At 65.9% G+C, this 25,782-nt stretch carries 23 protein-coding genes; 8 read left to right on the top strand and 15 right to left on the bottom strand.

Features of this window, described 5'->3' with window-relative positions; all coding sequences use genetic code 11:
* Window positions 1-25: 25 nt before the first annotated feature.
* Window positions 26-1,123, bottom strand: coding sequence for a lactonase family protein (locus tag ASC89_RS24620; protein WP_056002941.1), 1,098 nt, complete (start codon window positions 1,121-1,123; stop codon window positions 26-28).
* A gap of 226 nt (window positions 1,124-1,349) precedes the next feature.
* Between ASC89_RS24620 and ASC89_RS24625 the strand changes: the two genes are divergently transcribed.
* The 6 genes from ASC89_RS24625 to ASC89_RS24650 all read left to right on the top strand — a co-directional run bounded on the left by ASC89_RS24625 (window position 1,350) and on the right by ASC89_RS24650 (window position 7,608).
* Complete coding sequence (locus ASC89_RS24625; RefSeq protein WP_056002944.1) at window positions 1,350-2,573, top strand: enolase C-terminal domain-like protein; 1,224 nt, start codon at window positions 1,350-1,352, stop codon at window positions 2,571-2,573.
* Between the two features lie 8 nt (window positions 2,574-2,581).
* The gene (locus tag ASC89_RS24630) at window positions 2,582-3,670 is read left to right on the top strand and encodes an ABC transporter ATP-binding protein (RefSeq protein ID WP_056002947.1); all 1,089 of its coding nucleotides are present in this window, start codon (window positions 2,582-2,584) and stop codon (window positions 3,668-3,670) included.
* A gap of 33 nt (window positions 3,671-3,703) precedes the next feature.
* Complete coding sequence (locus tag ASC89_RS24635; protein WP_055885740.1) at window positions 3,704-4,942, top strand: ABC transporter substrate-binding protein; 1,239 nt, start codon at window positions 3,704-3,706, stop codon at window positions 4,940-4,942.
* Between the two features lie 63 nt (window positions 4,943-5,005).
* On the top strand, window positions 5,006-5,950 hold the full coding sequence (locus ASC89_RS24640; protein WP_055885744.1) for a carbohydrate ABC transporter permease: 945 nt from the start codon (window positions 5,006-5,008) through the stop codon (window positions 5,948-5,950).
* A 7-nt stretch (window positions 5,951-5,957) separates the two neighbouring features.
* On the top strand, window positions 5,958-6,845 hold the full coding sequence (locus tag ASC89_RS24645; protein ID WP_056002950.1) for a carbohydrate ABC transporter permease: 888 nt from the start codon (window positions 5,958-5,960) through the stop codon (window positions 6,843-6,845).
* Between the two features lie 13 nt (window positions 6,846-6,858).
* Window positions 6,859-7,608, top strand: coding sequence for a GntR family transcriptional regulator (locus ASC89_RS24650; protein WP_056002953.1), 750 nt, complete (start codon window positions 6,859-6,861; stop codon window positions 7,606-7,608).
* A 157-nt stretch (window positions 7,609-7,765) separates the two neighbouring features.
* Here the strand turns inward: ASC89_RS24650 and ASC89_RS24655 are convergent, their stop codons facing one another.
* The 5 genes from ASC89_RS24655 to ASC89_RS24675 form a co-directional block, all read right to left on the bottom strand.
* Window positions 7,766-8,452, bottom strand: coding sequence for an outer membrane protein (locus ASC89_RS24655; protein ID WP_056002956.1), 687 nt, complete (start codon window positions 8,450-8,452; stop codon window positions 7,766-7,768).
* Window positions 8,453-8,765: 313 nt separating this feature from the next.
* Window positions 8,766-10,103, bottom strand: coding sequence for a GH1 family beta-glucosidase (locus tag ASC89_RS24660; protein ID WP_082533573.1), 1,338 nt, complete (start codon window positions 10,101-10,103; stop codon window positions 8,766-8,768).
* 171 nt (window positions 10,104-10,274) lie between these two features.
* Window positions 10,275-12,353 (bottom strand): extracellular solute-binding protein, encoded by a 2,079-nt coding sequence (locus ASC89_RS28850; protein ID WP_056002958.1) that lies wholly within the window; start codon window positions 12,351-12,353, stop codon window positions 10,275-10,277.
* Complete coding sequence (locus ASC89_RS24670; protein WP_200940481.1) at window positions 12,353-13,261, bottom strand: carbohydrate ABC transporter permease; 909 nt, start codon at window positions 13,259-13,261, stop codon at window positions 12,353-12,355. The genes ASC89_RS28850 and ASC89_RS24670 overlap by 1 nt, the downstream gene beginning before the upstream one ends.
* A gap of 202 nt (window positions 13,262-13,463) precedes the next feature.
* The gene (locus ASC89_RS24675) at window positions 13,464-15,560 is read right to left on the bottom strand and encodes a beta-galactosidase (protein WP_056002964.1); all 2,097 of its coding nucleotides are present in this window, start codon (window positions 15,558-15,560) and stop codon (window positions 13,464-13,466) included.
* A gap of 196 nt (window positions 15,561-15,756) precedes the next feature.
* Here ASC89_RS24675 and ASC89_RS24680 point away from each other — a divergent pair, with 196 nt between their 5' ends.
* On the top strand, window positions 15,757-16,776 hold the full coding sequence (locus tag ASC89_RS24680; RefSeq protein ID WP_056002967.1) for a LacI family DNA-binding transcriptional regulator: 1,020 nt from the start codon (window positions 15,757-15,759) through the stop codon (window positions 16,774-16,776).
* A gap of 13 nt (window positions 16,777-16,789) precedes the next feature.
* Here the strand turns inward: ASC89_RS24680 and ASC89_RS24685 are convergent, their stop codons facing one another.
* The 5 genes from ASC89_RS24685 to ASC89_RS24705 all read right to left on the bottom strand — a co-directional run bounded on the left by ASC89_RS24685 (window position 16,790) and on the right by ASC89_RS24705 (window position 20,843).
* Window positions 16,790-17,971: an NAD(P)/FAD-dependent oxidoreductase gene (locus ASC89_RS24685; RefSeq protein ID WP_056002970.1), complete on the bottom strand. Its 1,182-nt coding sequence runs from the start codon at window positions 17,969-17,971 to the stop codon at window positions 16,790-16,792.
* Complete coding sequence (locus ASC89_RS24690) at window positions 17,961-18,677, bottom strand: trans-aconitate 2-methyltransferase (RefSeq protein WP_244488539.1); 717 nt, start codon at window positions 18,675-18,677, stop codon at window positions 17,961-17,963. The genes ASC89_RS24685 and ASC89_RS24690 overlap by 11 nt, the downstream gene beginning before the upstream one ends.
* 10 nt (window positions 18,678-18,687) lie before the next feature.
* A complete protein-coding gene (locus ASC89_RS24695; RefSeq protein WP_056002976.1) occupies window positions 18,688-19,770 on the bottom strand; it encodes a type III polyketide synthase in 1,083 nt (360 codons plus the stop codon).
* 163 nt (window positions 19,771-19,933) lie between these two features.
* The gene (locus tag ASC89_RS24700; RefSeq protein ID WP_056002979.1) at window positions 19,934-20,377 is read right to left on the bottom strand and encodes a riboflavin kinase; all 444 of its coding nucleotides are present in this window, start codon (window positions 20,375-20,377) and stop codon (window positions 19,934-19,936) included.
* Window positions 20,355-20,843, bottom strand: coding sequence for a flavin reductase family protein (locus ASC89_RS24705; RefSeq protein WP_200940482.1), 489 nt, complete (start codon window positions 20,841-20,843; stop codon window positions 20,355-20,357). The genes ASC89_RS24700 and ASC89_RS24705 overlap by 23 nt, the downstream gene beginning before the upstream one ends.
* Before the next feature lie 97 nt (window positions 20,844-20,940).
* On the opposite strand from ASC89_RS24705, the gene ASC89_RS24710 reads away from it, so the two are divergent.
* Window positions 20,941-21,546, top strand: coding sequence for a PadR family transcriptional regulator (locus ASC89_RS24710; RefSeq protein ID WP_056002986.1), 606 nt, complete (start codon window positions 20,941-20,943; stop codon window positions 21,544-21,546).
* 23 nt (window positions 21,547-21,569) lie between these two features.
* Here ASC89_RS24710 and ASC89_RS24715 read toward each other — a convergent pair whose 3' ends face one another.
* The 4 genes from ASC89_RS24715 to ASC89_RS24730 are packed head-to-tail and all read right to left on the bottom strand — an operon-like array spanning window position 21,570 to window position 25,689.
* Window positions 21,570-22,919: an NtaA/DmoA family FMN-dependent monooxygenase gene (locus ASC89_RS24715; RefSeq protein ID WP_056002989.1), complete on the bottom strand. Its 1,350-nt coding sequence runs from the start codon at window positions 22,917-22,919 to the stop codon at window positions 21,570-21,572.
* Window positions 22,920-22,959: 40 nt separating this feature from the next.
* Entirely contained in the window at window positions 22,960-23,775 is an 816-nt protein-coding gene (locus tag ASC89_RS24720; RefSeq protein ID WP_200940483.1) for an ABC transporter permease, read from the bottom strand.
* Window positions 23,768-24,598, bottom strand: coding sequence for an ABC transporter ATP-binding protein (locus ASC89_RS24725; protein ID WP_056003226.1), 831 nt, complete (start codon window positions 24,596-24,598; stop codon window positions 23,768-23,770). Before ASC89_RS24725 ends, ASC89_RS24720 begins: the two co-directional genes overlap by 8 nt.
* An 8-nt stretch (window positions 24,599-24,606) precedes the next feature.
* Window positions 24,607-25,689 carry an ABC transporter substrate-binding protein gene (locus ASC89_RS24730; RefSeq protein ID WP_156384758.1) on the bottom strand — a complete coding sequence of 361 codons (1,083 nt, stop codon included), beginning with the start codon at window positions 25,687-25,689 and terminating at the stop codon, window positions 24,607-24,609.
* Window positions 25,690-25,782 lie beyond the last annotated feature (93 nt).

Below are 25,782 nucleotides of genomic sequence, written 5' to 3' on the forward strand. Positions count from 1 at the left end.
ATGAACGGGGTGAAGAGGGAGCCGCCTAGAAGGCGGCGAGTTTGACCGACATCGGCGTGCCGACATCGAAGTGCTGCAGGGGTTCGGACAGGGTGCCGGTGGCGTGATCGACGGCGAACACCGTCAGCCGATCGGAATCCTGGTTGGCGACCACGAGGTGCCGGCCCGAGGGTGAGAAGGCGAGATCACGCGGCGTCGTGCCGCCGCTCGGCCGGCGGCCGGTCTGGGTGAGCTTGCCGGTGGCGTCGTCGATGCCGAGCGCCAGGATGTCGTTGCAGACGCGCAAGCCGACGAACAGGTGCCGGCCATCGGCGCTGAGCACGATGCCTGATGGCTGGACGATGCCGCCATCGAGCGAGGGGATGGTGAAGCTGTCGCGCTGGGTCAGGGCGCCGGTTGCCGGGTCGACGGCGACGCTGACCACGGTGGGGATCAGTTCGCTGACCATGAAGATGGCGCTGCCATCGGCCGAGAACACCAGGTGGCGCGGGCCGAGACCGGGCGGCAGCGTAAAATCGCGAGACGGCTCGGGGCTCAAACTGCCATCGGCGCCGAGCCTGTAGGCAACGAGCCTGTCGATGCCGAGATCGGCGACATAGACGATGTCCCCTGCCGGTGCCGGGACGACACAGTGGGCGTGTGCGGTGGTCTGGCGCGCCGCGTTGGGACCGCTGCCGGTATGGCGGACACTGGCGACGGCGGCGCCGAGCGAGCCGTCGCTGGCGATGGGAAAGACGCTGAGCGCCGCGTCGGGCCAGCCCTCGGGGTTGGCGCCATTGTAGTTGGCGACCAGCAGGAATTTTCCGTCGGTCGAGAGGCTGGCGTGGCAGGCCTCGTTGCCGCGCGTCGGCTGGCGGTTGATCAGCCGCAAGCCGCCCGCCTCCACGGCGTAGGCGGCGATAGCGCTCTCGCGGGTGCCGGTGATCTCGCAAGTCGAATAGAGCCGGCCACGCGCCGCGTCGGTCACCAGCCAGGCGGTGTCGTCGACGCCGCCGACCAGATCCACTGCACTCAGCCGGCCGGTTTCGTCGTCGAAGCTCAGCCGGGAAATGCCCGCGCCATTGGCCGCGCCGTATTGCGGCATGGCACGGGTCAGGCTCCCGGTGAATGCGTAAATCGGCACGACGTCCCTCCCGCTTTCCCCGTCATTGCCCCCTCGCGCCCGATCAACGCTTGCCAAGCCCGTTCGTTTGGAACAGGATCGAGGGCAATTGACACAACTAGTATGGTAGACCTACAACGTCTTGGCAAGGGCGGACGACATCGATGCGGGATGCGACAAAAGCAGCACCCGGATCGATCAGCCAACCACCGCCCTGCCCGTTCGAAACGCCGAAAGCTGCACCCGAATGAAGATTGTCGACATCAAGGCCACCACCGTCGCCGTGCCGCTCGAGGCGCCGCTGCGGCATGCGTCGGGCGCCCATTGGGGGCGGTTCGTGCGCACCATCGTCGAGGTGGTGACGGACGAAGGGATTTCCGGCTGGGGTGAGCTCGGCGGCGGCGGCGAGAGCGCCGAAGCGGCGGTCAAAGGGCTGCTGCCTTACCTGAAGGGGCATGACCCGCTGCAGCTCGAGCAGCTGCGCTGGAAGATCATGAACCCGGTGGCGAGCCTCTACAATTCACGCATGCAGCTGCATGCGGCACTGGAAATGGCCTGCATGGACGTGGCCGGCAAGGCGCTGGGCATCCGCGCCTGCGACCTGATCGGCGGGGCGCTGCGCGAGTCGATCCCGTTCGCGAGCTACCTGTTCTATCGCTACGGCAACGAAGAGCAGGGGTTTGGCGACGAGTTTTCGGCCGACGCGCTGGTGGCCGAGGCCAAGCGGCAGAAGCAACTGCATGGCTTCAAGTCGCACAAGCTGAAGGGCGGCGTGTTCGCTCCAGAGCATGACGTCGAAGTGTTCTCGGCGATTGCCGAGGCGCTCCCCGGCGACCGCTTCCGGCTCGACCCCAATTCGGTGTGGTCGGTCGAGGAGTCGATCTGGGTGGCCAAGGAAATCGAGCACATCCGCAACGACTATTTCGAGGACCCATGCTTCGGGCTCGAGGGGATGCGGCGGTTGCGCGACCGGATTTCCATCCCTACCGCCACCAACACCGTGGTGGTGAATTTCGAGCAGCTCGCCGCCTGCATCAAGCATGACGCGGTGGATGTGATCCTCCTCGACACGACGTTCTGGGGCGGGTTGCGGCAGGCCTACAAGGCGGGCCAGGTCCTCGAAACCTTCCAGTTCGGCGCCAGCGTCCATTCTTCGGGCGAGCTCGGCATCCAGCTTGCCTCGATGCTGCATCTCGGCGCAGCGCTGCCCAACATGAGCTTTGCCGCCGACGCGCATTACCACCACCTGCTCGACGACATCATCGTCGGCGGCAAGCTCAAATATATCGACGGCGAGATCGCGCTGCCCAAGGGGCCGGGGCTCGGCGTCGAGGTCGACCGCGACAAGCTCGCCCAATACGCCGCCTATTACCGCGAGGTCGGCGGCTACACCTATGACCGCGATCCGCAGCGCCCGGACTGGTACTCGATCCAGCCCGAGATGCGCTACGCCGACCCAGCCGGACGATAAGAGGCGCCATGGCAACCGTTACCCTCCGGGATATCATCAAGATCTACGGCGAGTTCGTCGCCATCAAGGGCGTCGACCTCGACATCGAGGACGGCACTTTCGTGGTGCTGGTCGGGCCCTCCGGCTGCGGCAAATCGACGATCCTGCGGATGATCGCCGGGCTCGAAACCATCTCGCATGGCGAGTTGAAGATCGACGGCAAGCTGGTCAACGACCTGCCGTCGCGGGATCGCGGCATCTCGATGGTGTTCCAGTCCTACGCGCTCTATCCGCACATGAGCGTCTCCGACAATCTCGGCTTCGGGCTTCGTATCAGCGGCGTGCCGAAGGTCGAGATCGCCCGGCGCCGCGGCGAGGCGGCGAAGATGCTGGGGCTCGACCCCTATATGGATCGCCGGCCGAGCCAGCTCTCCGGCGGGCAGCGGCAGCGCGTCGCCATCGGCCGCGCCATGGTGCGCGAGCCAAAAGTGTTCCTGTTTGACGAACCGCTTTCCAACCTCGACGCCAAGCTTCGCAACCAGACCCGCATCGAGATCAAACGGCTGCAGCGCCAGCTCGGCGCGACGGTGGTGTTCGTGACGCACGACCAGGTCGAAGCGATGACGCTGGCCGACAAGATCGTGGTGCTGAACGACGGCCGCGTGGCGCAGATCGGCACGCCGCTCGAGGTGTTCGAGCGCCCGGCCAATATCTTCGTTGCCGGTTTCATGGGCGCGCCGTCGATGAACATGCTGAAGGCCGAGGTCGGCCCAGGCAACACCATCCGCGCCGCCGGGCTCAATGTCCCGGTGCCGGCGGACCGCTTCAAGCTGCCGGCAGCGGGTACGGCGGTGACGCTGGGCATCCGGCCCGAGGATATCGTGCCGGAAGGGCACGGCACGCGACCGGAGTTGGGCGCCGATTTCAGCGCCGAAGTGAGTTTCGCCGAGATGCTCGGCAACGAAAGCCTGCTGTTTGCCGAGCTCGGCGGGACCGAGATCGTCGCACGCATGCAGCACCCACGCGCCCTTGAGCCCAACCAGCAGGTGCGGTTCCGCATCGACGGCGCGCGCGTCCACGTCTTCGACAACGAAAGCCAGAATTCGCTGCTCCGCTAAGGCGCAGCGGGAACAACGACAAGGGAGAGAGACATGTCGTTACTAAGGACTTTTACAGCAGCGGGCCTTGCCGCCGTACTGTCGGCGGGCACCGCGTATGCTCAGGACCTGATCCTCAACTCGGACAAGACCGAGTGGAATCCGGGCATCACCGCGATGATGGACGCCGCCGGCACCGCCGCGGGCGTCAAGGTCACGGTGCAGGACATCACCCCGACCGACAAGTATCAGGCCTATATGCAGACCTCGATCGCCGGCAATAATGCCCCGGCGTTCTTCACCTGGTGGAACGGCCAGCAGCTGAGCGACCTGGTGGCGACGGGCATTCCCGCCGACCTCAGCGCCAACTGGGATGCCGCCATCGCCAATGGCGACTATTCCGAAGCGCAGCGCGAACTGGTCAGCGTCGACGGCAAGCCGTACGGCGTGCTGCTGAACGTCGCCAACTGGGTGGTGTTCTACAATACTGCGGCCTTCGAGAAGGCCGGCATCGCGGCCCCTCCCACCACCTGGGAAGAGCTGATGGCCGACGCCGACAAGCTGAAGGCGGCGGGCTACACCCCGTTCAACGGCCCGACCTCGGGCGGCTGGATGCCGTTCATCTGGTTCAGCCAGTTGGTGCTGGGCGGCGATCCGGACGCCTTTGTCGGGCTGACCGACGGTACAGTGCCCTATGACGGTCCGGCCGTGCAGAACGCCTTCAAGGTGTGGGGCGAGATGTACGCCAAGGGCTACTTCACCGATCCGCGCGAGCAGGACGACCAGAAGTTCTTCGTCGATGGCACGGCCGCCATGTATCTGATCGGCGACTGGCACTCGGGCTCGTTCGCCGAAGCCGGGATGGAGCCGGGCAAGGACTTCAAGACCTTCCTGATGCCGTCGCTGTCGCCGGATGTGCAGCAGTCGGTGATCGTCGAAGCCTCGCCGATCGTCGTCTCGAAGGCAGCGCTCGATGCCAACCCCGAACTCGCCAAGGCCGTGCAGTCGATGATGGGCGTCGATGCCTCGAACGCGCTCGGAACCAAGATCCAGGTCTATAACGGCAACCTCAAGGCTGCCGCGCCGAACGCCACCATCCAGGCCAACAAGGACATGGTGGCCGCCGCCAAGCCGCGGGCGCTGGTGCGCTGGTGGGAAGCCGTACCGTCGCAGATCCAGGGCGACCTGGTCGCGGCCATGGGCGCCTTCATGTTCAACCCGACCCCCGAACAGGCGGCCGAGTCGATGAAGACCATGCAGACCATCAACGCCGACTACTGGGCCAGCAAGTAAGCAGGTTCCTCCCAGCCGGTCGCGCTTTCGGGCGCGGCCGGTCCTTCGATTGGAGCGTCTCGGATGATCGCCACCGCCTCGGCCCTGCTCTCGCCGCAAGTGTTGAAGGAAGCGCGCCAGCGCGAGCGGCGGGTCGCCTGGCAGCAGACCCGCATCGCCTGGCTGTTCATCGCCCCGGCGGTGCTCATGGTGACGCTGTTCCTGCTGACGCCGGTGGTGTTCAACGTCATCCTGAGCTTCACCAAGTGGCAGAAGTTTACCGGGCTCGACCAGTTCGCCGGCTTCAATAACTACGCGCGGCTGTTCCGCCTGCCGTACTTTTCGGAAGCGCTGGCCAATACCGCGGTCTGGGTGGTCGGCGCCGTGGTGTTCCCGCTGGCGGTGGGCCTCGGGCTGGCGCTGCTCTTGCGCAACATCCCGTTCCAGGAAACCTTCAAGAGCCTGTTCTTCCTGCCGCGCGTGCTGGCGCCGACCGCGGTCGCCGCCATCTGGTACTATGTCTACGCGCCGCGCGGGGTGCTCAACTCGGCTGTCTCCGGGATCACCGGCACGCCGTTCGATTTCGGCTGGCTCTACGACCCGGCGACCATCACCGGCTCGGTGATCGTCACCTTCGTCTGGCAGACCGTCGGCATCACCATGGTGCTGCTGTTGCTCGGGCTTGCTGCGATCCCCAAGGACCCGATCGAAGCGGCGCGGGTCGATGGCGCATCGAATTTCCAGATTTTCCGCCACATCGTCTGGCCGCTGCTGCTGCCGACGGTGCTGGTGGTGACCATTCTCAATGTTGCCGCGGGCTTCACCACCTTCGACCTGCTCTGGGTGATGGCGACCTCGTTCCCCGGCAAGCGCACGCTCTCCCTGGCGGTCTACATGTATTACGAGAGCTTCTCCAACGGCGCCTGGGCCTATGGCTCGGCCGTCGCCGTGGTGCTGGGCGCCATGGTGATCACCGTCAGCGCGCTGCTCGCCGTGGTGCAGGCGCGCGTCAGCAAGAACATCCGGTAGGCAGATCATGGCAGTCGACATCACCGACAAGGCGTTTATCTCGGGCCTGATCGCCAAGGAAAAGCGCACGCAGCGCCAGGGCGGCCGCTGGCTGGTGCTCCCGATCCTGGCGCTCACCATCGCCTACCTGACGCCGCTTTATTACCTGTTCGTCACCATCTTCAAGACCTCCGAGGAATACGCCAAGAAGGGTGTGCTGGAGCTGCCGGACAGCCTCGCGCCGCTCGCCGACAACGTGGTGCAGGCCTGGACCATCGCCAACCTCGGCCAGGCGGCGATGAACTCGTTCAGCTACGCACTGGTCGGCGCCGTGCTGTCGGTGTCGTTTGCCGCGGCGGCGGCCTACGGCATGACCCGGCTGCACCTGCTCGGGTCGAACGGCTGGTTCATGCTGATCTTCACCGGCACGCTGTTCCCGTTCCAGATGTACCTGGTGCCGCTGCTGTTCGGTTATCAGCGGCTTGGACTGGTCAACACCTGGTTCGGCATGCTGCTGGTCTATGTGGCGATCTGCATCCCCTTCCCGCTGCTGGTGCTGCGTAACTCCTTCTCCTCCATCACCCGCGAGGTCGACGAGGCGGCGCGGATCGAAGGGGCCAGCGAGTGGCGGGTGTTCACCTCGATGATCGTGCCCAATGCGATGGGCCCGCTGATCGCGCTGTTCCTGCTACAATTCACCTTCATCTGGAACGACCTGCTGTTTTCCTCGATCCTCGCCAACGGCATCGAGGTGCGCTCGATCATGGTGGCGCTGCAATCGCTGCAGGGCACCTATTCGACGCTCGGGCCCAATGTGGTGATTACCGCGACGCTGATTTCGAGTATCCCCACGGTCTTGCTGTTCATCGCCTTGCGGAAGTACTTCATGGCAGGATTGCAACTGGGGACCAAATGACGGCGGAACGACCATGAAAGCCCCCAAGGGGAGATCGGCGGCGGCGGAGTTCGGAAGCGAAGCCAGCTACGGCACGCGGCAGGATGGCGGCTCGATGGCAAGCCAGGTCTATGACCGGCTGATGCAGCAGATCCTCGACATGCAGCTGCCGCCGTTCCAGGAACTCTCCGAAGCGCGGCTCGCCGCCGAGTTCGGGGTCAGCCGCACGCCGGTGCGCGAGGCCTTCGCCAGGCTGGCACGGCGCGGGCTGGTGGAAATCCTGCCGCAGCGCGGCACCATCGTTTCGCCGCTCAGCGAGAACCTGATCGCCAAATCGCGATTCATCCGCGAGGCGCTGGAGCGCCCGCTCGCCCGGCTTGCCGCCGAGCGGCTGACGCCGGAAATCGCGGCGCTCCTCAAGCGCGAGATCGTCCTGCAGCAGACCTTTGCCGGGCTTGGCGACGACCAGGACTTTCTGCAGTCGGATGACCGGTTCCACTCCCTGATCGCCAAGGCAGCCGGGTTCGAGACGATCTGGGACGATGTGCGCGAAGCCAAGTTCCACATGGACCGCATCCGCCGGCTGTCGCTGCTCAGCCAGGAGCACATGTATTTTATCGTCGGCGAGCACGAGGAAATCCTGGCGCGACTGCAGGCGCACGACGCCAAGGGCGCCGACGAAAGCATGACCGTGCACCTCGCCTCGGTGATGCACGAACTCGACGTGATCCGCTCGGCGCATCCGGAATACTTCGTGCGCGAGGCGGCTGGGGTGGAGCAGTAGGGCCTGTCGGCGAGCTGTCGCTCCGATCGCGCAGACCGAGTGAGGGCCCGGAAGCTCAGACGACGGGCGTCGCAGTCCCGATCTCGCAGTTGGAAGCCTCCTGAGACAAACCTGTTTAGGCGTGTCGCGGGGGTTTCCACGTGGCTCGTGCGCTACTCTAGAAGTGCCAGTTCACGCCGATTGTCGCGGTATGAGTGACATATCCGAGATCAAAGTCGCCTTCACCCGGAACGACGTAGGTGCGAAGCCCGTAGTCGGAATACCGGTACTGCGCGTCAATCGAGGTTTTGTCCGAGATCGCGGCTTCAATTCCAGCGCCAAGGGTCCACCCAAGGTGGGTTGCATCGGCCCTTCGTGGCCCTTCCTCATAGGAACCACCGCCAAGAGCCAGCCCTCCGGTGAAGTATGGCAGGTAGTTGCCGTCAACGAGCCCGATCCTCCCCCGCAGAGAGGCGTGCCAGTCCAGCCCGATACGATAGGGATAGGTCAGTTCCCCGCCTCCCGACGCTTCGACGTTGTTGACAGCGATATCGGCCGCTATTCCAGCGATCAACACTTCCGACAGGGACGCGTCAAACCCTACCACCCCGCCAAACAGCAGCCCGTTGATGTCCTGATCGTCAACTCCACCTCGATGGTGAGTGACCACAATCAGGTCTGGCGCTGGGGTGGTGGGATCGTCTTCAAAAGTGACGGTATCGTACAGCATGTGCTCGTTGCCGATGCCGTAGCCAACGAACGCGCCCACATAAGGCCCGCTCCAAAGCGCCGGACCGGCAGCCGATTCGGTGACCCACGCCGCAAGCGCGCAAGAACCTAGAGCCACAAACAGTCGCAATGTCATGTATATCCCCCATCGAGCATCTCCTTGTCAGAGGCGTCCCGATGGCAGCATCTTATCCTCTATCCCAGTTCGAGCCAATCCGGGACAATGTGATTACGGCAGCGACCAAGATAAACTGCCGGTGCAGCTAGCACTGCATGCATTACCACGTCCCCCGTCTGCGAGAGAACACGCTAAACAGCAACAAAGATGATCTACACCGTACAAGTCATCGAAAGCGGTGGCATCGACAAAACCGCACGACACACTTCTGCATACCCATGGGGTTGCGCGATCGGAGCGAAGCGACGAGCGGCTGGAGCTTGCCCCTCCACTAAACCCCGCGCCGCTTGATCACATCGCGGTACCACAGCGCCGACGCCTTGGGCGTCCGTTGCATGGTGTCGAGGTCGACGTGGACGATGCCGAATTTCTGGGTGTAGGCGGCGGCCCATTCGTAGTTGTCGAGCAGCGACCAGAGGTAGTAGCCGCGCACGTCGGCCCCCTCGTCGATCGCCCTTGCGATCCATTCGAGGAAGGCCCCGACATAGGCGATGCGCTCATCGTCCTGCAGTGGATCGGCCAAAGTCCTGCCGTCGGAAACGCCGTTCTCGGTAATGAAGATCGGGCGGTCGAAGCCGTAGTCGGCCTTGACCATCACGATCGCGTCGTAGACGGCCTTGGGGTAGAACTCCATACCGTTATCGAGGAAGTTGCCGCCCGGGTGCCACTCGTCGGCGACCCACCATTTCGGGTTGTAGTGCTCGGCGCTGACCACGACGCGCGAGTAGACGTTGAGCCCGACATAGTCGATCGGCGTGGCGATCAGCTCGAGGTCGCCGGCCTCGATCTCGGGCATGGTGCCCTCGGCGGTCAGCCGCTGGGTGAGACGCTCGCTGTAGCCGCCGCCGAGCAACGGATCGAGGAAGAAACGGAAGCCGTTATCCTCGTCCTCTGCCGCCAGGGCCTTGTCCTCGGGTTTGTCGGTCGCCGGATGGCGCTGCCAGATATCGAGGACAATGCCGATCTCGCCCGGACTGCTGGCGGCGCGGAACGCTTCGACGCCACGGCCATGCGCCAGCAGCGCATGGTGCATCGCCTGCCGGGCCGCCTTCTCGTCGGTGCGGCCAGGGGCGAAAGCGCCCATGCCGTACCCTACCCAGATGGAGATCGGCTCGTTGAGCGTCGCCCAGCGACGGACGCGATCGCCATAGCTGTCGAACACCAGCGCCGCATAGTCGCCGAACCAGCCGACGACGTCGCGCGTCACCCAGCCGCCCCGATCCTCGAGCGCCTGCGGCAGGTCCCAGTGGTAGAGCGTGACATTGGGGGCGATGCCCTGCTCCAGCAGTTCATCGATCAACCGCGAGTAGAAATCGATGCCGGCATGGTTCACCCGGCCGGTTCCCTCGGGCATCAGCCGCGACCAGCTGAGCGAGAAGCGATAGCTCTCGATGCCGAGCTCGCGCATCAGGGCGACATCCTCGCGAAAGCGCCGATAGTGCTCGACGCCGCGATTGCCGGAGACATCGCCTGCCACCTTGCCGGGGGTCTGGGTGAACGTGTCCCAGATCGAGGGACCCTTGCCATCCTCGTTCCAGGCGCCCTCGATCTGATAGGCGCTGGTGGCGACGCCAAAGGTGAAGTCCTTGGGCAGCAGAATTTTGGGCAAAGCAGAACCGTCCTGTGAAACGGGAGGGGGAATGACTGAACTGAGGTGAGTGGGAGAACCGCGACGCTGGTGCGCGCGGACCCCCACCCCTGTCCCCTCCCCGCAAGGGGACGCGGTAGCGCCCTGAGGGGAGGGAGACGATGGAGCGGAAGCCCCGGTGTGTGTGCCGGCCTACTTCGCAGTGACGGTGAAGCCCTGCTCCGTCGCGTATTCGGCAATGCGCTTCTGCCAGGCGGCAAAACCTTCGGCGATGCTGGTCTTGCCGGAGATGGCCTGGCCGACGGTGTCCTTGTAGACGCTGCCGACATACGGCTGGAACGGCAGCCAGCTCCAGCCGACCACCGAGTTCTTGGCCGACTCGGCGAAGATCTGGCGCGCCTTCTGGCCGCCGAGATAGGCGATTTCCTCATCGAGGAATCCTGGGTCTTCCCAGGCAGCATTGGTGGTGGGCAGCAGGCCCTGGTCGTTCTTCAGCGAGGTGACGCCTTCCGGGCTGCTGTTCATCCACAGCGCGAACTCGACCGCCGCTTGTTTGTTGGCGCTCTGCTCGAGGATCACCGTGCCGGAGCCGCCGAACTGGCTGGTGCCGACATCGCCCTCGTTCCACACCGGCTGCGGCGCGACCCGCCACAGGCCTTCGTTCTGCGGCAGCACCCCGGTGAGCGCCTGGAGGCCCCAGGCCCCGACCACCCAGGTGGCCATCTGGCCGGCGCCCAACTGCTTGAACCAGGCATCCGAACCCATGACGGACTCGATCGTCAGCCCCTTGGCGTTGAGATCGGTCCAGTAGTCGGCCCACTGCCTGGCCTTGTCGGAGTTGAAATCGAGCGTCACGTTGGTGCCGCCCTCCAGGGTCCACGGCGCGGCACCGAGCTGCCACAGCCCCATATAGGCGGCGTCGACCAAAGCCGGATCGATGAAGGTGATGAAGTGCTCGGGGTTCTTGGCGTGGATCGCTTCGCCGGCGGCGGCGAACTCGGCCCAGGTGCGCGGCACCGCGACGCCGGCTTCATCGAATACATCCTTGCGGTAATACATCACGCCCGGACCAAAATCCTGCGGGATGCCGTAGATGCCGCCATTGATGTCGACCAGCCCGACCACGCCGGGCAGGAACAGCTCGCGCACGCTCTCGCCGCCATGCTTGGTGACATCGGCGAGCGCGCCGGTGAGAGCGAAGTTGGGGATCGCGTCATAGGTCATGTGGGCGACGTCGGGGCCGCCGGAGCCGGCGTCCACGGCGTTCTGGATCTTGGTGTACTGGTCGGCGCCGACGCCGACATTTTCCACCTTCACCTTGATGTTGGGGTGACCAGCCTCGAACAGGTCGACGGTCTTCTGGATGTCGGGCAGCCAGGTCCAGAAGGTAATCTGGACCGGCTCCTGGGCGTTGGCGGCGCCGGCGAACAGGGCCGCTGCCGCGATCCCGGCGGCGAGGGCAGCCCGGATAAGGCTGCCGGTTTTCAATCCGATCATAATGACTTCTCCCTTTGTCATTGTTGTCGTCGTTGGCGCCCCGCGCCGGATGGCGCGGGGGATTGGAAGCGCGCTCATTGCTTGACCCCGCCGGCGGCGATGCCGGACTGCCAATGGCGCTGCAGGAACAGGAAGGCGACGATCAGCGGCAGCACCGCGAGGAGCGAGCCGGTGATCACCAGCGGATAGAGCGGCTGCGATAGATTGACCCCGCCGGCATTGGCGAGCTTGTTCCACAGGCTCAACCCCACGGTCCGGCACCGCGTCCTGGGCGTAGACCAGCATCAGGAACAGCCCGAAGGGGCTGGCCAGCGCCGGGATGATCACCGCCAGCTCGGTGTTGATCAGGCCCCACTGGCTGAACAGCATGTAGGTGGGGACGGCGAGCGCCGTACCCGGCACGGCGCTGGCGCCGAGCACCGCCATCAGCACGCCGCGGCGGCCGTGGAAATCGAACTTCGCCAGCGCGTAGCCGCCCATCGCGGCGATCACCGCGGCGCCGCCGGCCCCGACTACGGCGTAAAGAACGGTGTTGCCGAACCAGCGCAGGAAAATGCCGTCCTGGAAGGCGAAGAGGCTCTGGATATTGTCGAACAGCGCAAAGCTCGGCGCGAAGGCGAGGCCGAAAGTGGCGAACAGATCGACATTGGACTTGGTGGCGTTCACCAGCAGCCAGCAGAGCGGCAGCATGAAATAGGCGAGCAGCATCCACATGACGATGCTCAGCACCACGGACTTGCGCGGCTTGAGGCCGGTGTTCTCGCTCGTCGCCATCAGATCAGCCGATCCCGGCGGGCGATGCCGAGTTGCACGACATAGGCGATGGCGACGGTGAAGCCGCCGAGGATCACGGCGATGGCCGCGGCATAGTTGGTCTGGCTGCCGGTGAAGGCCAGGTTGTAGGCATAGAGGTTGGGCGTCCAGTTGGTGGTGATGACGCTGGGCCGCACCGCCTGCAGGATGCTCGGCTCGTTGAAGAGCTGCAGGCTGCCGATCACCGAAAAGATCAGCGCCAGGGTCAGTGCGCGACGGAGCGCCGGCAGCTTGATCGAGAAGGCCTTGCGCCACTCGCCGGCGCCGTCGATATCGGCGGCCTCGTAGACCTCGGTCGGCACGGCGCGCAAAGCGGCGTAAAAGATCAGCATGTTGTAGCCGACGAACGACCAGGTCACGACATTGCCGACGCTGCCCAGCATCAGCCCGGGGCCGAGGAAATCCGGCGCCGTCGCGCCGAAAAAGCCGAACACCTGGCCGGCGAGGCCGAACTGGCCGCCGAAGATGTAGCCCCACATCAGCGCCGCAACCACCGCCGGCACGGCATAGGGGAGGAACAGCCCGATGCGGACAATACGGCTGCCGGCGAGGCGGCCACTGTCGATGGCCAGCGCCACGAACATGGCAACCGCCAGCATGATCGGCACCTGCAGGAAGAAGAACAGCAGCACCCGCAGCACGCCGTCATGCAGCAGCGCATCGCCGAAGGCGCGCACATAATTGCCGAGCCCGACGAACACCGTGCCGCCGACCATTTGCTTCCTGAAAAAGCTGATGACGATGGCGTAGCCGAGCGGGATCACCACGCTGATCGCGAACACCGCGATGAACGGCGCGAGAAAGAGATAGGCGGTGACCGAAGCGCGCGCTTTGGCTTTGGGGCGGTGGAGGGTGGTGGGGGCGGTCAATCTTGCCACCCGTCCATGCTGAACTCGCCAGCTCGCGGGCTCCCGCCCCCCTCCCCAACCCTCCCCGCAAGGGGGAGGGTGCAGGGCGGCGAACTTGGCGAGGTTGTGCCCCACACACCGGCGGGCACCCTCCCCCTTGCGGGGAGGGTTGGGGAGGGGGGTGCCAAGCACTCCGAACCCTTGGCAGGGAGGAACACCGCCCTCATCGCCCTGCCCCGCGCTCGCGCAGCACGCGCACGTCCCAGGGCCCGAGTTCCAACAGCTCGACCGGCGCGCCGCTCAGTACGTCCTCCACCGGCATCGGGGGTGCGACGCTCCGAGCCTCCCAGCCGAAATTGTGCACGAACCACAGCCGCTCGCCCGCGGCATTGGTGGCGCCGTGGACGGTCAGCGCGCCGGGGACGAGCTGGTCGGCCCAGGGGTGATCCGGCGCCAGCCATCGCGCCAGCGACTCGGCGAGGTCGAGGTCGGGGAAGCTGCCGAGATAAGTGACGCGGCCGGCGCCGTGCCGGTGCGTAGTGGCGGCGGGCCAGCGGCCGAAATGCGGATGCTGATAGCTGGCGAGCACCGTTGCACCATCGGGGATCAGGCCTTCGACAAGGCCTTCGGCGGCGCCCGAGATGTCGCCGCTGACGGCGACCGGCTGCACCAGGTTGCTGAACTCGTCGTACCAGGCGCCGGCGGCGGCAGCGAGGCCGGCTGGCTGCCGGTCGAGTTTCGGCCGGCCGATCTCGTCGGCATAGCCGGTGCGGATACCGAGGACGAGATGACCGCCCGCCGCGGCATAGGCGGTCAAATTGGCGATCAGCGCGTCGGAGGCGAGATAGAGCGCCGGCACCACGAGCACCGGCAGTTCGGCCGCGAGTATCGTGGGATCGGTGATCTCGAAATCGGCAGCGTGCATCACCCGGACCTGATGGCCGGCGCGGTTCAGCCCGCCATAGAAGCGATAGACGATGCGCTCATAGGCGGCGCGATCCGGCGGCCCCTGTTTCTCGGGTTTGACGCCCGGGTCCTGCATCGGCGGGTGGTATTCGAAGGCCCAGCGGGTGGGCATCGAGAACAACAGCCCGGTCGTCGCGTCGGGCACGAGGCCTTCGACCGCCTGCCCTGCCCGCTGGATCTCGCGGCCAAGCGCTGCAATCTGCTCGTAAACCCGGCCGGGCACGAAGCTATGCGGCAGCACGCCGCCCCAGAATGTCTCCCAGGAGCCGTGCATGGTATGCCAGTGCCAATATTCGACGGCGCGGGCGCCGCGGGCGATCATCGCCCAGGCGACCTGCCGCCACTGGCCATCGAAGGCAGGATAGTTGAACCAGGGAAAACCGACGCTGGTGGCATTGGTCTCGGTGACCATGAAGCGCTGCTGGCCGATGGCCCAGGTGCGATCGGAAATGAAGAACGGCGCCCAGCTGCCGGACGGCGGGAAGGCGTAGTCGCCGACGATGTCGGGACCGAGCTGGTCCTGGGTGGCGAGGTACTGGTTGGAGGCGATGACGTCACCGGTGGCGCCGATGGCGCGGTCATCGACCGCAGGCCGCATCGGGTCGATGCAGGTGGTGATGAACTGGTCGGGCGTGGCGTATTCGCGGACGATCGCCGTCTGCCAGGCGATGTACTCGGTGGTCAGTTCAGCCTGATAGCGCCGCCAGGCCAGATCGTATTGCGGCACGTGGTTGCCGTCGGGCACCCACAGCTCGTCGATATCGTTCAGCCGGTGTGCCCAATGGGTGAGGTTCCAGGCCTGGTTGATGGCCTCGACGCCATTGTACTTTTCGAGCAGCCAGCGTTTGAAGCCGGAGAAGACATGGGTGTTGTGCGGCACCTGCTGGCCGGGCTCGTTGTCGACCTGGAAGCCGACTACGGCCGGGTGGGCAGCATAGCGGCCGACCACGGCGCGGATGATGCGCTCGGCATAGTGGCGGAATACCGGATGCGAGCAATCGGTCTCCTGCCGGGCGCCCCATGGCACGCGCACGCCAGTCTTCTGTTCCGCCGCGATCTCGGGGTGCTTGAGCATCAGCCAGGGCGGCACGGCGTAGGTCGGGGTGCCGAGCACCACCGAGATGCCATGCGCGTGGGCGCCATCGAGCACCGGCTGCAGCCACTCGAGCTCGAACTCGCCTTCGCGCGGTTCCCAGGTGCTCCACACCGACTCGCCGACGCGGATCAGGTTGAAGCCGGCTTCCCGCATCAGGCGGAAATCCTCGGCCAGGCGCTCGACCGGCTGGTACTCCGGGTAATAGGCGGCGCCAAACAGGATGCGGTCCCCGATCCGGAGCCCTGACTTCGATTCCACGCCTCACTCCCTCGTGGAGACGCGGTTGGTCGCGCCATTGGGGCAAATTGTTTGCGCAAACAATTCTGATGTCAATACGACTCGCGGACGATCGCGATAAGGACAGTCATCATGTCGTTTCCGCTGGTGATGCTGGATGTCCGGCTTGCGTCAGCATGGCGGCGTGCATATTGTTTGCGATAACGAAAGGCAGCCGATGGCACGACCGGACAGCAAGGCGCGCGCGCCGACAATGATGGATGTGGCGCGGCTGGCGCGAGTCTCACCGCAGACGGTGTCGCGGGTGCTGAACGACTACGCCTTCATCAAGGCCGACACGCGGCAGCGGGTGCTGCAGGCGATCGACAGCCTCGACTACCGGCCCAATATCGCGGCGCGGACCCTCGCCACCAGCCGGTCGCGCACCATCGGCGTGGTGGCTACCGATTACCTGAGCTTCGGGCCAGCCAGCGCGCTGTGGGCAGTCGAGCAGGCGGCCCGGGAAGCGGGTTACGCGGTGTCGATCGTCAGCCTGCCCGAGTCCAACTACCGCACCATTTCGGACGCACTGCAGCGGCTCGCCAGCCAGGCGGTCGAGGGCATCGTAATGATTGCGCCGCAGGACGTCTCGGCCAGCGCGGCGTTCATGTCGTTCGACAATGTGCCCGTGGTGACGCTCAGCTCGGTCGATACCGGCGAGCACACCTCGATCATGACCGACTCGGTGGAAGGCTCGCGCCTTGCTACCCGGCACCTGATCGAACTCGGACACACCGCGATCGCGCATGTCGCCGGCCCTGCGGGGTTCACGGTCTCGGACTCGCGCATCCATGGTTGGCGCAAGGCGCTGGGCGAAGCGGGCCTCGTGGCGGTGGAGCCGGTGGTGGGGGATTGGTCGGCGGCGAGCGGCTATCGCGCGGGCCTCAAGGTCGCTGCCAATCGCGAGTTCACCGCGGCCTACGTCGCCAATGACCGGATGGCGCAGGGGGTGCTGCTGGCACTGCACGAGAGCGGTCGACGGGTCCCCGAGGAGTTCAGTGTGGTCGGCTTCGACGACGTGCCGGAGGCCGCTTACTTCATCCCGCCGCTCACCACCATGCGGCAGGATTTCGCCGCGCTGGGCCGGCGCTGCATCGAGGCGGTGCTGGTCCGCATCAACGGCGAGCCGCCGCTCGAGGCAGACCCGTTGCTGCCGGTGCTGGTGGTGCGCGCCAGCACGGCGCGAGCGCCTGGCTGAGCCGGTTACCTGGTCAGCCGATGCCGGGGACCGGCGTAACCTTGCCGCTGAGCCGCGCGCCGACGAACAGGCTCGCCGGGAAGACGCTGACGAAGCGGTGCATCAGGCCGGCGGTGAGCGGGCGGGTGGCGAGGCCGGCCAGCACCGACGCCGTGAGGATGCGCAGCGGAAACTGCTTGTGCCAGGCGGCCGCGTAGCGTTGCCCGGCGAGTTCCCGCCCGGCCCTGCTCCACTCGGCGACGCCCGCCAGTTCCGATGCCAGCAGCCAGCCCGATTGCAGCGCCATGGAAATGCCTTCGGCAATGATCGGGTGGGATTCGCCGGCGACGTTGCCGACGCTGAAAATGTCATGCGCGTAGCAGTCGCGAATACCGGGCCGGATCGGACCGGCGGCCAGCCATCCCCCATCGAGCGTGGTGTCCCGCAGGACCTCGGCGACGCTCGGGCAGGCAGCTGTAATGTGCCGGAACACCGCTTCGCCTGCCGGCAAGCCACGCTGTGCCGCCCGGACGGCATCGAGCCGGTCGCGGCGAATGCAGCACGAGAGCGACATGCGGCCCTGGTCGGCCCAGACCATGCCGCCATAGCCGCCGGGGAAGGCCAGCAACGGCATCAGGTCGGATGGCAGCGCGGAGCCGCGAAAATGCGCCTTGAAGCCGAGGAAATCCGACGGGAGGTGCGGCCGCCTCGGCTGGCTCGAGAGCCCGCCTGCCTCCCACGAGCCATGGGCAACAATAAGCACCGGCGCCAGCAGGGTACGCCGTTCCCCGGAGCGCTCGATGCTGACGGCCATATCGTCGCCGTCGCGAACCGCGGCAGTGGCCTGCCAGGGCTGCAGCAGCGTGGCCCCCGCCGCCGCGGCCGCCTCGAGCAGCAGCAGGTCGAGCACGTCGCGACCGAGCGCACGGCCGAAGGCGTCGGTTTGGCTGCGCGGCATCCGGGCTTCGATGCTCGGTCCGGCGGCGAACAGGGCAAGCCGGCGGATCTCGGGGCCGGCGAGAGCGCGCACCCGCTCGCCGACACCCAGCCGGTCGAGCAATGCCAGGTTCACCGGGGAGATGAACTCGCCGCACACCTTGTTGCGCGGAAATGCGCTCCTTTCGACAATGGCGACGGCGCGCCCCTGGGATGCCAGGGCGATAGCGGCCGAGGCCCCGGACGGCCCGCCCCCGATGATGACCGCGTCATATCTCATCGTGCAGCACCGGAGGTGTGGAGCGCGCGGAGAAGATATGGGTGAACAACCCGACCGTCCCCTCCCGCGCCGTCATCGCCTGGCCGCCGGGCCACAATCGAGAGAGCTCCTGCCCGGCAAAACCGGCGCGGACACTGGCGGCCGCATCGTGCAGCGTCACGGCGTTGGCGCCGATGGCGCGCAGCAGCCCGGTCGCGGCGAGTGCGGCAGCGTTCCGGCTCGGCTCGGTTGCAACGAACACCGGCGCGAGCCGGGCTGCGGCCGCCAGCAACCGCGTCAGCCCGGCCTCGGCAAAGTGATGCAGGAACAGATTGGCGGTGACGAGATCGAACCCGGTGCTCGGGGACTGTTCCATCCACACGAGCGCATCGGCGGTCACCGTCTCAACCTGCCAGCCGAGCGCGGCGTATGCGCCCAGCCGCGGGGGCGGCACCAGGTCCTGCTGGTCGAGCAGCACGATCTCGCCGCCCGGCCAGTGCCGCCGCATGCGTTTCAGCACCGCGAGCATGAAGCCACCATCGCCGCAGCCGATCTCGAGGATGCGTCGCGGCGGCCGCTGCAGGTCACGCCGCAGGCGCCGGCACATGATCGCCGCCTGAAACATGATGGCGTTGATCCGGGCCAGGTCGCGGCGGGAGCCGATCGCCTCGGGATCGCTCGCCGGCAGCTGATCGAGCAGTTCCGGCGACAAGTGGCGCACCGGCATCCCGGCCATTTCAGGCGGCGTCGGCGGTATGGAACATGAAGGTCTCGGCGGTGAGGCCGGGACCGAAGGCCATGCCACAGCCGATCTGGTCGGCCTGTCGATGGGCCAGTATATCGGCAAGCACGAACATCACCGTCGCAGAGGACATATTGCCGTTCAAGCGCAGCACCTCGCGCGATGGGCGCAAGGCCTCGCCGTCGAGGCCCAGCGACCGCTCGACCGCATCCAGCACGGACTTGCCGCCCGGGTGGACGGCCCAGAGGTCGACATTGTTGAGCCCCCGATTGCCCAGAATGTCGGTGATGCGGGTGCTCAACGTGTCGTGGATGGCGGCAGGCACCTGGCCGGACAACACCATATCGAAGCCGTCATTGCGCACCGTCCAGGTCATCAACTCGCGGCTATCGGGGGCAACGACGGCGCGGAAACTGTCGAGCGCGATGCCGGTGGGCTCGGCCGTGACCAGCGCCGCAGCGGCCCCGTCGCCCCAGAGGATGAAGGTCAGCAGCCGTTCGATATCGGTGGTTTCTTTCAGGTGCAGGGTGCAGAGCTCGACATTGACGGCCAGCACCCGCGCCTCCGGATCCGAACGCACGATGTGATGGGCGAGCTTCAGAGCATTGACTGCCGCATAGCATCCCATGAAGCCGACGATGGTTCGCTCCACCGAGGGCGACAGGCCGCAGCGCTCGATGATCTCGAGGTCGATCCCGGGCGAGGCGAGGCCGGTGCAGGTGGTGACGATAAGGTGGGTGATCCGGGCGGCATCAGACCCGAGCTCCAGCCGGTCCACCGCTTTCTGCGCCAGCACGGGAGCGGCCTCGGCGAAGAGATCCATCCGGGTGGCGGTCGAGGGAAAGTTGCCGCGGGTGAACCGGCCGGCGCCATCGACCGCCGGGCCGTTGGGGTCGTCAGCGGAGGGGAAGCAGCAGTAGCGGTGCTCAATGCCGCTTCTCTCTGCCATCCGGGTGAACACCGCCTGGCGCCTGGGGTCGTCGGCAAGCTGAGAGGCGGCGAAGCCGATGGAGAAACGGTGCACATCGTAATCCGGCACCGCGACAGCGATCTTGTTCACATAGGCCTTGGCAGACATGACGGCTCCTCGGTTGAGACCCAAGGGAGCGGAGAGCACTGTTCCCAGGGCACTCAGGGTCAACACTTGCCGTGGTGGTTTATTCCATCAAACCGACACCATGGCGCGGTGGCGGCCGTCCTTCGGCCGTCGCGGCGCGAGTGCCGCCGCAGGTCTTCAGCCCCTATCCCTGCCCTGGCGAGAGCCGGCCAGGCACCCGGTCCACCAGCAGTTGCCGCGACTGCCGGACATCGCTTTCCATCTGGGCGATCAGCGCCTCGACACTGGTAAAGCGGCGCATGTCGCGCAGGCGGCGCAGCAGGCGAAGCTCGGCGCCGAAGCCATAGAGCAGCTCGTCGAGATCGTGGATATGGGCTTCGACGCGGATCGAGGCGATGTCTGGAAATGTCGGGTTGGTGCCGACGCTGACGGTGGCGCCATAGAGCGTGTCGCGATGCGAGAACCGTGCGACGCTGCAATAGACGCCCTCGGGCGGGAACGGATTGCCCAGGGCCAGCGCAATGTTGGCGGTAGGGAAGCCGAGGGCGCGACCGCGCTTCTCGCCGTGAACGACGCTGCCGCTGATGACCAGCTCGGCGCCCGGATCAGGAAGCGTTGGAAAGGGCAAGATACTGGCTCTGGTGGAAGACCAGCGGCGGGATGTGCGGGAAGAGGCTGGTCTCACGCACTTCGAGCAGAATGATCTCGTGGTCGCCGCCCTCGAGCCGATCGCTGATGGCGCAATCGAGCCAGAGCGCTGCGCCCCTGACGAACAGCGCGCCATCGGGGGTCGCCTCGAACTCGACGCCCTGGAAGCGATCGCCGTGGCGCGACGACAGCTGACGGGAGAGCCGCTCCTGGCTCACGCCCAGCACACTGAGGCCGATGCGCGGCAGGCGGTTGAGCCGCGGCCAGGTGGCGGACTGGCGCGCCACGCAGACCGAGACCAAGGGCGGGTCGAGCGACACCGAACTGAACGAGTTCACCGCCATGCCGATGGGCGCCGCGCCATCCATGCCGCACATGGCGACGACACCGGTCGGGAACATCGAGAAGGCCCTCCTCAGGGCCAGCGTCGCCTCACCTGCCTGCACCGCGATTTCCTCCATATAGTCAAGTTTGAATAATTGGACTGAAGCTAGTCAATTTGTTAGAGGGAGACAAGCGCCTTCCCCGGTTTCAGGAGCCAGCATGTCGAACATTACCCGCCTGGTGGTGCTGGGCGCCGTGCGCCAGTTCGAGCCGGTGCATGGCTATTTCCTGCGCCGCGAGCTGATGACCTGGCATGTCGACGAGTGGGCCAATATCCAGCCCGGCTCGATCTACAACGCACTCAAATCGCTGAAGCAGGACGGCTACATCCAGGAGAACGGCACCGAAGCCGCCGGCAAGCGCCCGGAGCGGACGATCTACCAGACCACTCCGAATGGCGTGGTCGAGCTGATGCGGCTGTTGCGCCAGACGCTGTGGACGGTCGAGACCTTCGACACCAAGCCGGTGATGGCGCTGACCTCGTTCATGTTCCTGCTCAGCCGCGCCGAAGTGGTGGCGGCGCTGAAGGTCAGGATCGCCGAGATCGACGCCAAGGTGGCGAGCAACGGCTTCGATATCAGCGACGTGGCCAAGTCGAGCACCACGCCGGCCTACGTGCGCGAGATCTTCGAACTCTCCTCGCTGCGGCTGAGGGCCGAGCAGGAATGGGCCCGCGGCCTCTACGACCGCATCCTCGGCGGCGCCTATACGTTTGCCGACGAGATCCCGGCCGGCACGCCGCCGACGGCAGGCCGGGACAGCTAAGTCACGACCCGCCGCAGCCGCCATCACTGCAGCTGGCGATGGCTGGCGCCGGGATGATCGGGGCTGAGGATCGGGCTTTCGGTGCCCACCAGCCGTTCGCGCAGGCTCTCGCCCTCGTAGTCCGACGCCGCCACGCCCCGGGAGCGCAGCACCGGCATTACCTGCTCGACGAAATCGAGGGTGGACGTCGGCTGGATCAGCGGGGTGAAGAGGAAGCCGTCGAGGTCGGCGCCTTCGGCCATCTCGCACATGATGTCGGCAATCTGCTCGGGCGTCCCGACGAAGGGGTTGGTGCGTACGCCATGGGCATGCCAATCCTTCAGCACGTCGCCGACGGTCTTGTCGCCGAAGCGGGCGACCTGGGTCTGCGACAGCTCGGTATGAAGCGCGCTCATCTTGGTCGCGGGATCGTAGGACGACAGGTCGAGCCCGGTGAACCAGGCATAGGAGGCGACGGCGACATCCGGGGTCTGGGTGTCGAGGATCGCCTGGTGCTTTGCGCGCGCCTCGGCTTCGGTCGGCGCGACGACGCAGGAGAAGGCGCTCATCAGCTTGATCGAGTTGGGGTCGCGGCCATTGGCAGCGGCCTCGTCGCGGATGGCTTTCACCTGCCCGGCGAGCTTTTCGATCGAACCGCCGCCGAGGAAAATGCATTCGCCATGCTTGCCGCCGAACTGCTTGCCGCGGTCGGACGAGCCGGCCTGGAACAGCACCGGGGTGCCCTGCGGCGAGTAGGCGGTGTTGCCGAAGCCATGCGAGCGGAAATACGGGCCATCATGGGCGATGCGGTGCACCTTGGCCGGGTCGGCATAGCGACCCTGCTTGTTGCGTTCGAGCGCATCGCGTTCCCAGGCGCCTTCGAACAGCTTGTAGACGAGGCTCATGAAATCGTCGGCCATGTTGTAGCGCTCGTCATGCGCCACCATCGGCACGCCGAAAGCGGCGACGGCGGTCTCGGCGGTGCCGGTGGTGACGACGTTCCAGCCGATGCGGCCGTTCGACAGGTGGTCGAGGGTCTGCATGCGGCGGGCGAAGGCATAGGGCTGCTCGAGCAAAGTCGAGCCGGTCATGACGATCCCCAGCTTCTCGGTGGCGCCGATCAGCGCCGCGCCGACAATGGCGGGGTCGAGCCGCGGCAGGTCGAGGCCCTCGGTGGTGCTGATGTCGGGGCGCGTACCCTTGACGTCGGCCCAGCCCCAGGCATCGGCGAGGAACAGGAAATCGAGCTTCGCATCTTCGCAGATGCGGGCGATCTTCACCCAGTAATCGAGCCGGTCGAAATTGTGCCGCTCGCTGTCGGGATGCCGCCAGGTGGACGTGCCGGAGTCGTTGGTCTGAGCGTTTTCAAACAGCCCAAAGCGTAGCTTCTTCATAGCAATGTCTTTCGTCAGAGTTGGGTCCGGATCGGGCGCCTCAGCGCCCGATGACGTCCTCGTCGCTCCACCACAGCAGGCGTTTGCGGAGCAGGGCCAGCAGCGACACGAGAAGTACGCCGAGCAGGCAGAGCAGGGCGATACTCGCCCAGGTCACGGGCAGGTTGGCCTGGGCGGCGGCGATGGTCACCAGCGAACCCAGCCCTGCCTGCTGGCCGGCGGCCACGAATTCGGCCACCGCTGCGCCGACCACCGCCAGTGGCATGGCGATGCGAAGGCCGGCGAAGACGAAGGGCATGCAGCCAGGGAGCCGGAGATCGCGGAAGATCTCCCAGCGGCTGGCATGCAGGGTCTTGAACACGTCGAGCGCCTTCTGGTCGACATCCCTGAGGCCGGCCAGCGAGTTGACCAGCATGGGGAAGAACACCACGAGGCCGGTGACGATGTACTTGGGCAGCATGCCGAAGCCGAAGGCGACGACCAGCGCCGGGGCGATGGCGACGACCGGCGTCACCATGATCACCACGATCAGCGGCATCACCGCCTTCTCGACGATCGGCAACTCGCTCATCGCCACGGCGAGGAGGAAGCCGCAGATGATACCGGCGCCGGCGCCGATAACCACCTCCTGGCAGGTGACGAGGAGGTTGGCCCAGTACATCCCGGGGTCGCTGGCGAGGCTGTTGCCGATGGCGTCAAGCGTCGGCAGCACATAGGGATTGTTGATCGCCACCAGTTGCCAGAGCACGGCGACGATGACGAAAGTCAGCGCCGGCGGGCCCCAGTCGAAAACGATACGGGCCACGGTGAAACCGGATGAATTGCGCCGCGGCGCGGTTGCGACAGTGTCAGACACGGGCAGCCTCCATCACCTTGCGCAGGGCAGAGCGGACATAGCCTTCGAGGTCGCGGAAGGCGTCGGTGGCGTAGAGCGCCTCGTTGCGCGGCCGCGGCAGGTCGACATCGATGATCTCGGCGATGCGGCCGGGATGCGAGGCCATCAGCACGATACGATCGGACAGGATGATCGCCTCAGGCACCGAGTGGGTGACGAACAGCACCGACTTGCGGTTGGACTGCCAGAAATCGAGCAGGCCCATGCGCTGCTGGTCGCGGTTCATCTCGTCGAGGGCCGAGAACGGCTCATCCATCAGCAGGATCTCGGGATCGAAGACGAAGGCGCGCGCGATGGCGGCGCGCTGCTGCATGCCGCCCGAGAGCTGGGCCGGGTAACGGTCGAGCGCATGGCCGAGCCCGAAGCTCTGCAGAATCTCCCGGGGATCGCGCAGCTTCCGCCCGGCATTGGCGCCGGGGTTGATGCTGATCGGCAGGCTGACATTGTCGAGAATGGTGCGCCAGGGCAGCAGCGCGGGAGACTGCGGGACGAGGCCGATGGCCTTGTCCTTCGCCGCCTCGCGCACGGATTTGCCATTGATCGAGACACTGCCGCCATTGGCTTCGGAGAGCCCGGCGACCAGCTTGAGCAAAGTGGACTTGCCGCAGCCGCTCGGCCCGATCAGCGAGACGAACTCACCTTTTTTGATCGTCAGCGACACGCCGTTGAGCACCGTCACCCTGGACTCGTCGCCACCAAAGCTCTTGGTCACGTTGGAGACCTCTACCCCGATGTCATCGGGGTAGGCGGTGCGCGTGCTCTGGAGATGAGAGACTGCAGGCATCGTCGCGATCACTTCTTTTCCGGCCAGATCAGCTTGCCGTCGGCATAGAGCGCGGCGACGAGGTCCGGATCCATCATGTCGGCGAGCGGCGGCGGGTTCTTCAGGCCACCGAAGCTCTGCACCATCTGGTACTCGCTCTCCCACTCGGCGATGGTCTGGACGCCCGGCGCGCCATACTGGCTGGTGCGCACCCACTCGGACTCGACGCCCCAGGTGCGGGCCTGCTGATCCCTTGGGAAGGCCGAACCCTGGTTGTTGTCAGCGGCGAGCTGGCTGATCATGTCGACGCACTTGTCCTCCTCGGTGAGGCAGAACTCGAGCGCCTTGAGGCTCGCTCGCATGAAGTCGGCCACCACCTCGCGGTGCTCGGCGAGGAACTTCGAGTTCACTTCCATGACGTTGTAGGTGCCCTGGAGGCCAAGATCGGCGGGCAGGAACTGGTTGAACGGCAGGCCCATGGCCTTCAGCGTCTGCGGCTGGTTCGAAGCATAGCCGACGATGGCATCGACCTGACCGCGAGTGACCACGGTCGGGTCGTAATTGGTCATCTTGATCAGCTCGACCTTGGAGATATCGACGCCGGCGGCATCGAGCATCGCCGCGGCGATCGGGGTGATGTTGATGAAGTAGCCGAGGCGCTTGCCTTCGAGATCCTTCAGGCTTTTCACCGCCTCATTGGTGAAGATCGAGAACGGCGAGGTGCTGCCATAGGTGGCGACGGCGGTGAGGTTGCGGCTGTTGGCAGCCGCCAGCATCACGTCGGACGCCGAGCCCAGCGCGGTGAACTGCGCCTGGCCCGAGGACACCAGCAACTGGCCGTTGCCGCCTGCCGCGTTGATGTCGACGGTGAGGCAGAGCGCATCGAAATAGCCGAGCTCCTTGGCGAGGAACACGTCGACCTGGCCGGCGCTGGCCGAATAACCGTAGCCCGAGATGTAGGTGATGGTGCCGGCAGCCTGGTTGCGCGCGCACTCGTCGGCGCTGATCAGCACATGATCCGGCAGCTCGCCGGCAGCCTGCGCCGCGGTAGCGCCAAAGCCGCCAATGGTCAGCGCCAGGGTTGCCGAGCTCAGCAGCAGGCGAGCGTTCAAGCGCCCTGCCCGATTGGTTACGTGAGACAAAGAGTCCTCCCAAAGTCACGCCCGTTACCTCCAACGGACGCACATTCGTAACCAATCAAATTT

Origin of the sequence: Devosia sp. Root413D1 (assembly GCF_001425235.1) — a bacterium.
Taxonomy (GTDB): domain Bacteria; phylum Pseudomonadota; class Alphaproteobacteria; order Rhizobiales; family Devosiaceae; genus Devosia_A.

Coding starts and splice junctions, on each gene's coding strand:
- ASC89_RS24655 (WP_056002956.1), bottom strand. CDS start 8,452: ATGACATTGCGACTGTTTGTGGCTCTAGGTTCTTGCGCGCTTGCGGCG.
- ASC89_RS24635 (WP_055885740.1), top strand. CDS start 3,704: ATGTCGTTACTAAGGACTTTTACAGCAGCGGGCCTTGCCGCCGTACTG.
- ASC89_RS24695 (WP_056002976.1), bottom strand. CDS start 19,770: ATGTCTGCCAAGGCCTATGTGAACAAGATCGCTGTCGCGGTGCCGGAT.
- ASC89_RS24725 (WP_056003226.1), bottom strand. CDS start 24,598: ATGCCTGCAGTCTCTCATCTCCAGAGCACGCGCACCGCCTACCCCGAT.
- ASC89_RS24690 (WP_244488539.1), bottom strand. CDS start 18,677: ATGCCGGTGCGCCACTTGTCGCCGGAACTGCTCGATCAGCTGCCGGCG.
- ASC89_RS24630 (WP_056002947.1), top strand. CDS start 2,582: ATGGCAACCGTTACCCTCCGGGATATCATCAAGATCTACGGCGAGTTC.
- ASC89_RS24650 (WP_056002953.1), top strand. CDS start 6,859: ATGAAAGCCCCCAAGGGGAGATCGGCGGCGGCGGAGTTCGGAAGCGAA.
- ASC89_RS24680 (WP_056002967.1), top strand. CDS start 15,757: ATGGCACGACCGGACAGCAAGGCGCGCGCGCCGACAATGATGGATGTG.
- ASC89_RS24640 (WP_055885744.1), top strand. CDS start 5,006: ATGATCGCCACCGCCTCGGCCCTGCTCTCGCCGCAAGTGTTGAAGGAA.
- ASC89_RS24645 (WP_056002950.1), top strand. CDS start 5,958: ATGGCAGTCGACATCACCGACAAGGCGTTTATCTCGGGCCTGATCGCC.
- ASC89_RS24715 (WP_056002989.1), bottom strand. CDS start 22,919: ATGAAGAAGCTACGCTTTGGGCTGTTTGAAAACGCTCAGACCAACGAC.
- ASC89_RS24625 (WP_056002944.1), top strand. CDS start 1,350: ATGAAGATTGTCGACATCAAGGCCACCACCGTCGCCGTGCCGCTCGAG.
- ASC89_RS24710 (WP_056002986.1), top strand. CDS start 20,941: ATGTCGAACATTACCCGCCTGGTGGTGCTGGGCGCCGTGCGCCAGTTC.
- ASC89_RS24685 (WP_056002970.1), bottom strand. CDS start 17,971: ATGAGATATGACGCGGTCATCATCGGGGGCGGGCCGTCCGGGGCCTCG.
- ASC89_RS28850 (WP_056002958.1), bottom strand. CDS start 12,353: ATGGCGACGAGCGAGAACACCGGCCTCAAGCCGCGCAAGTCCGTGGTG.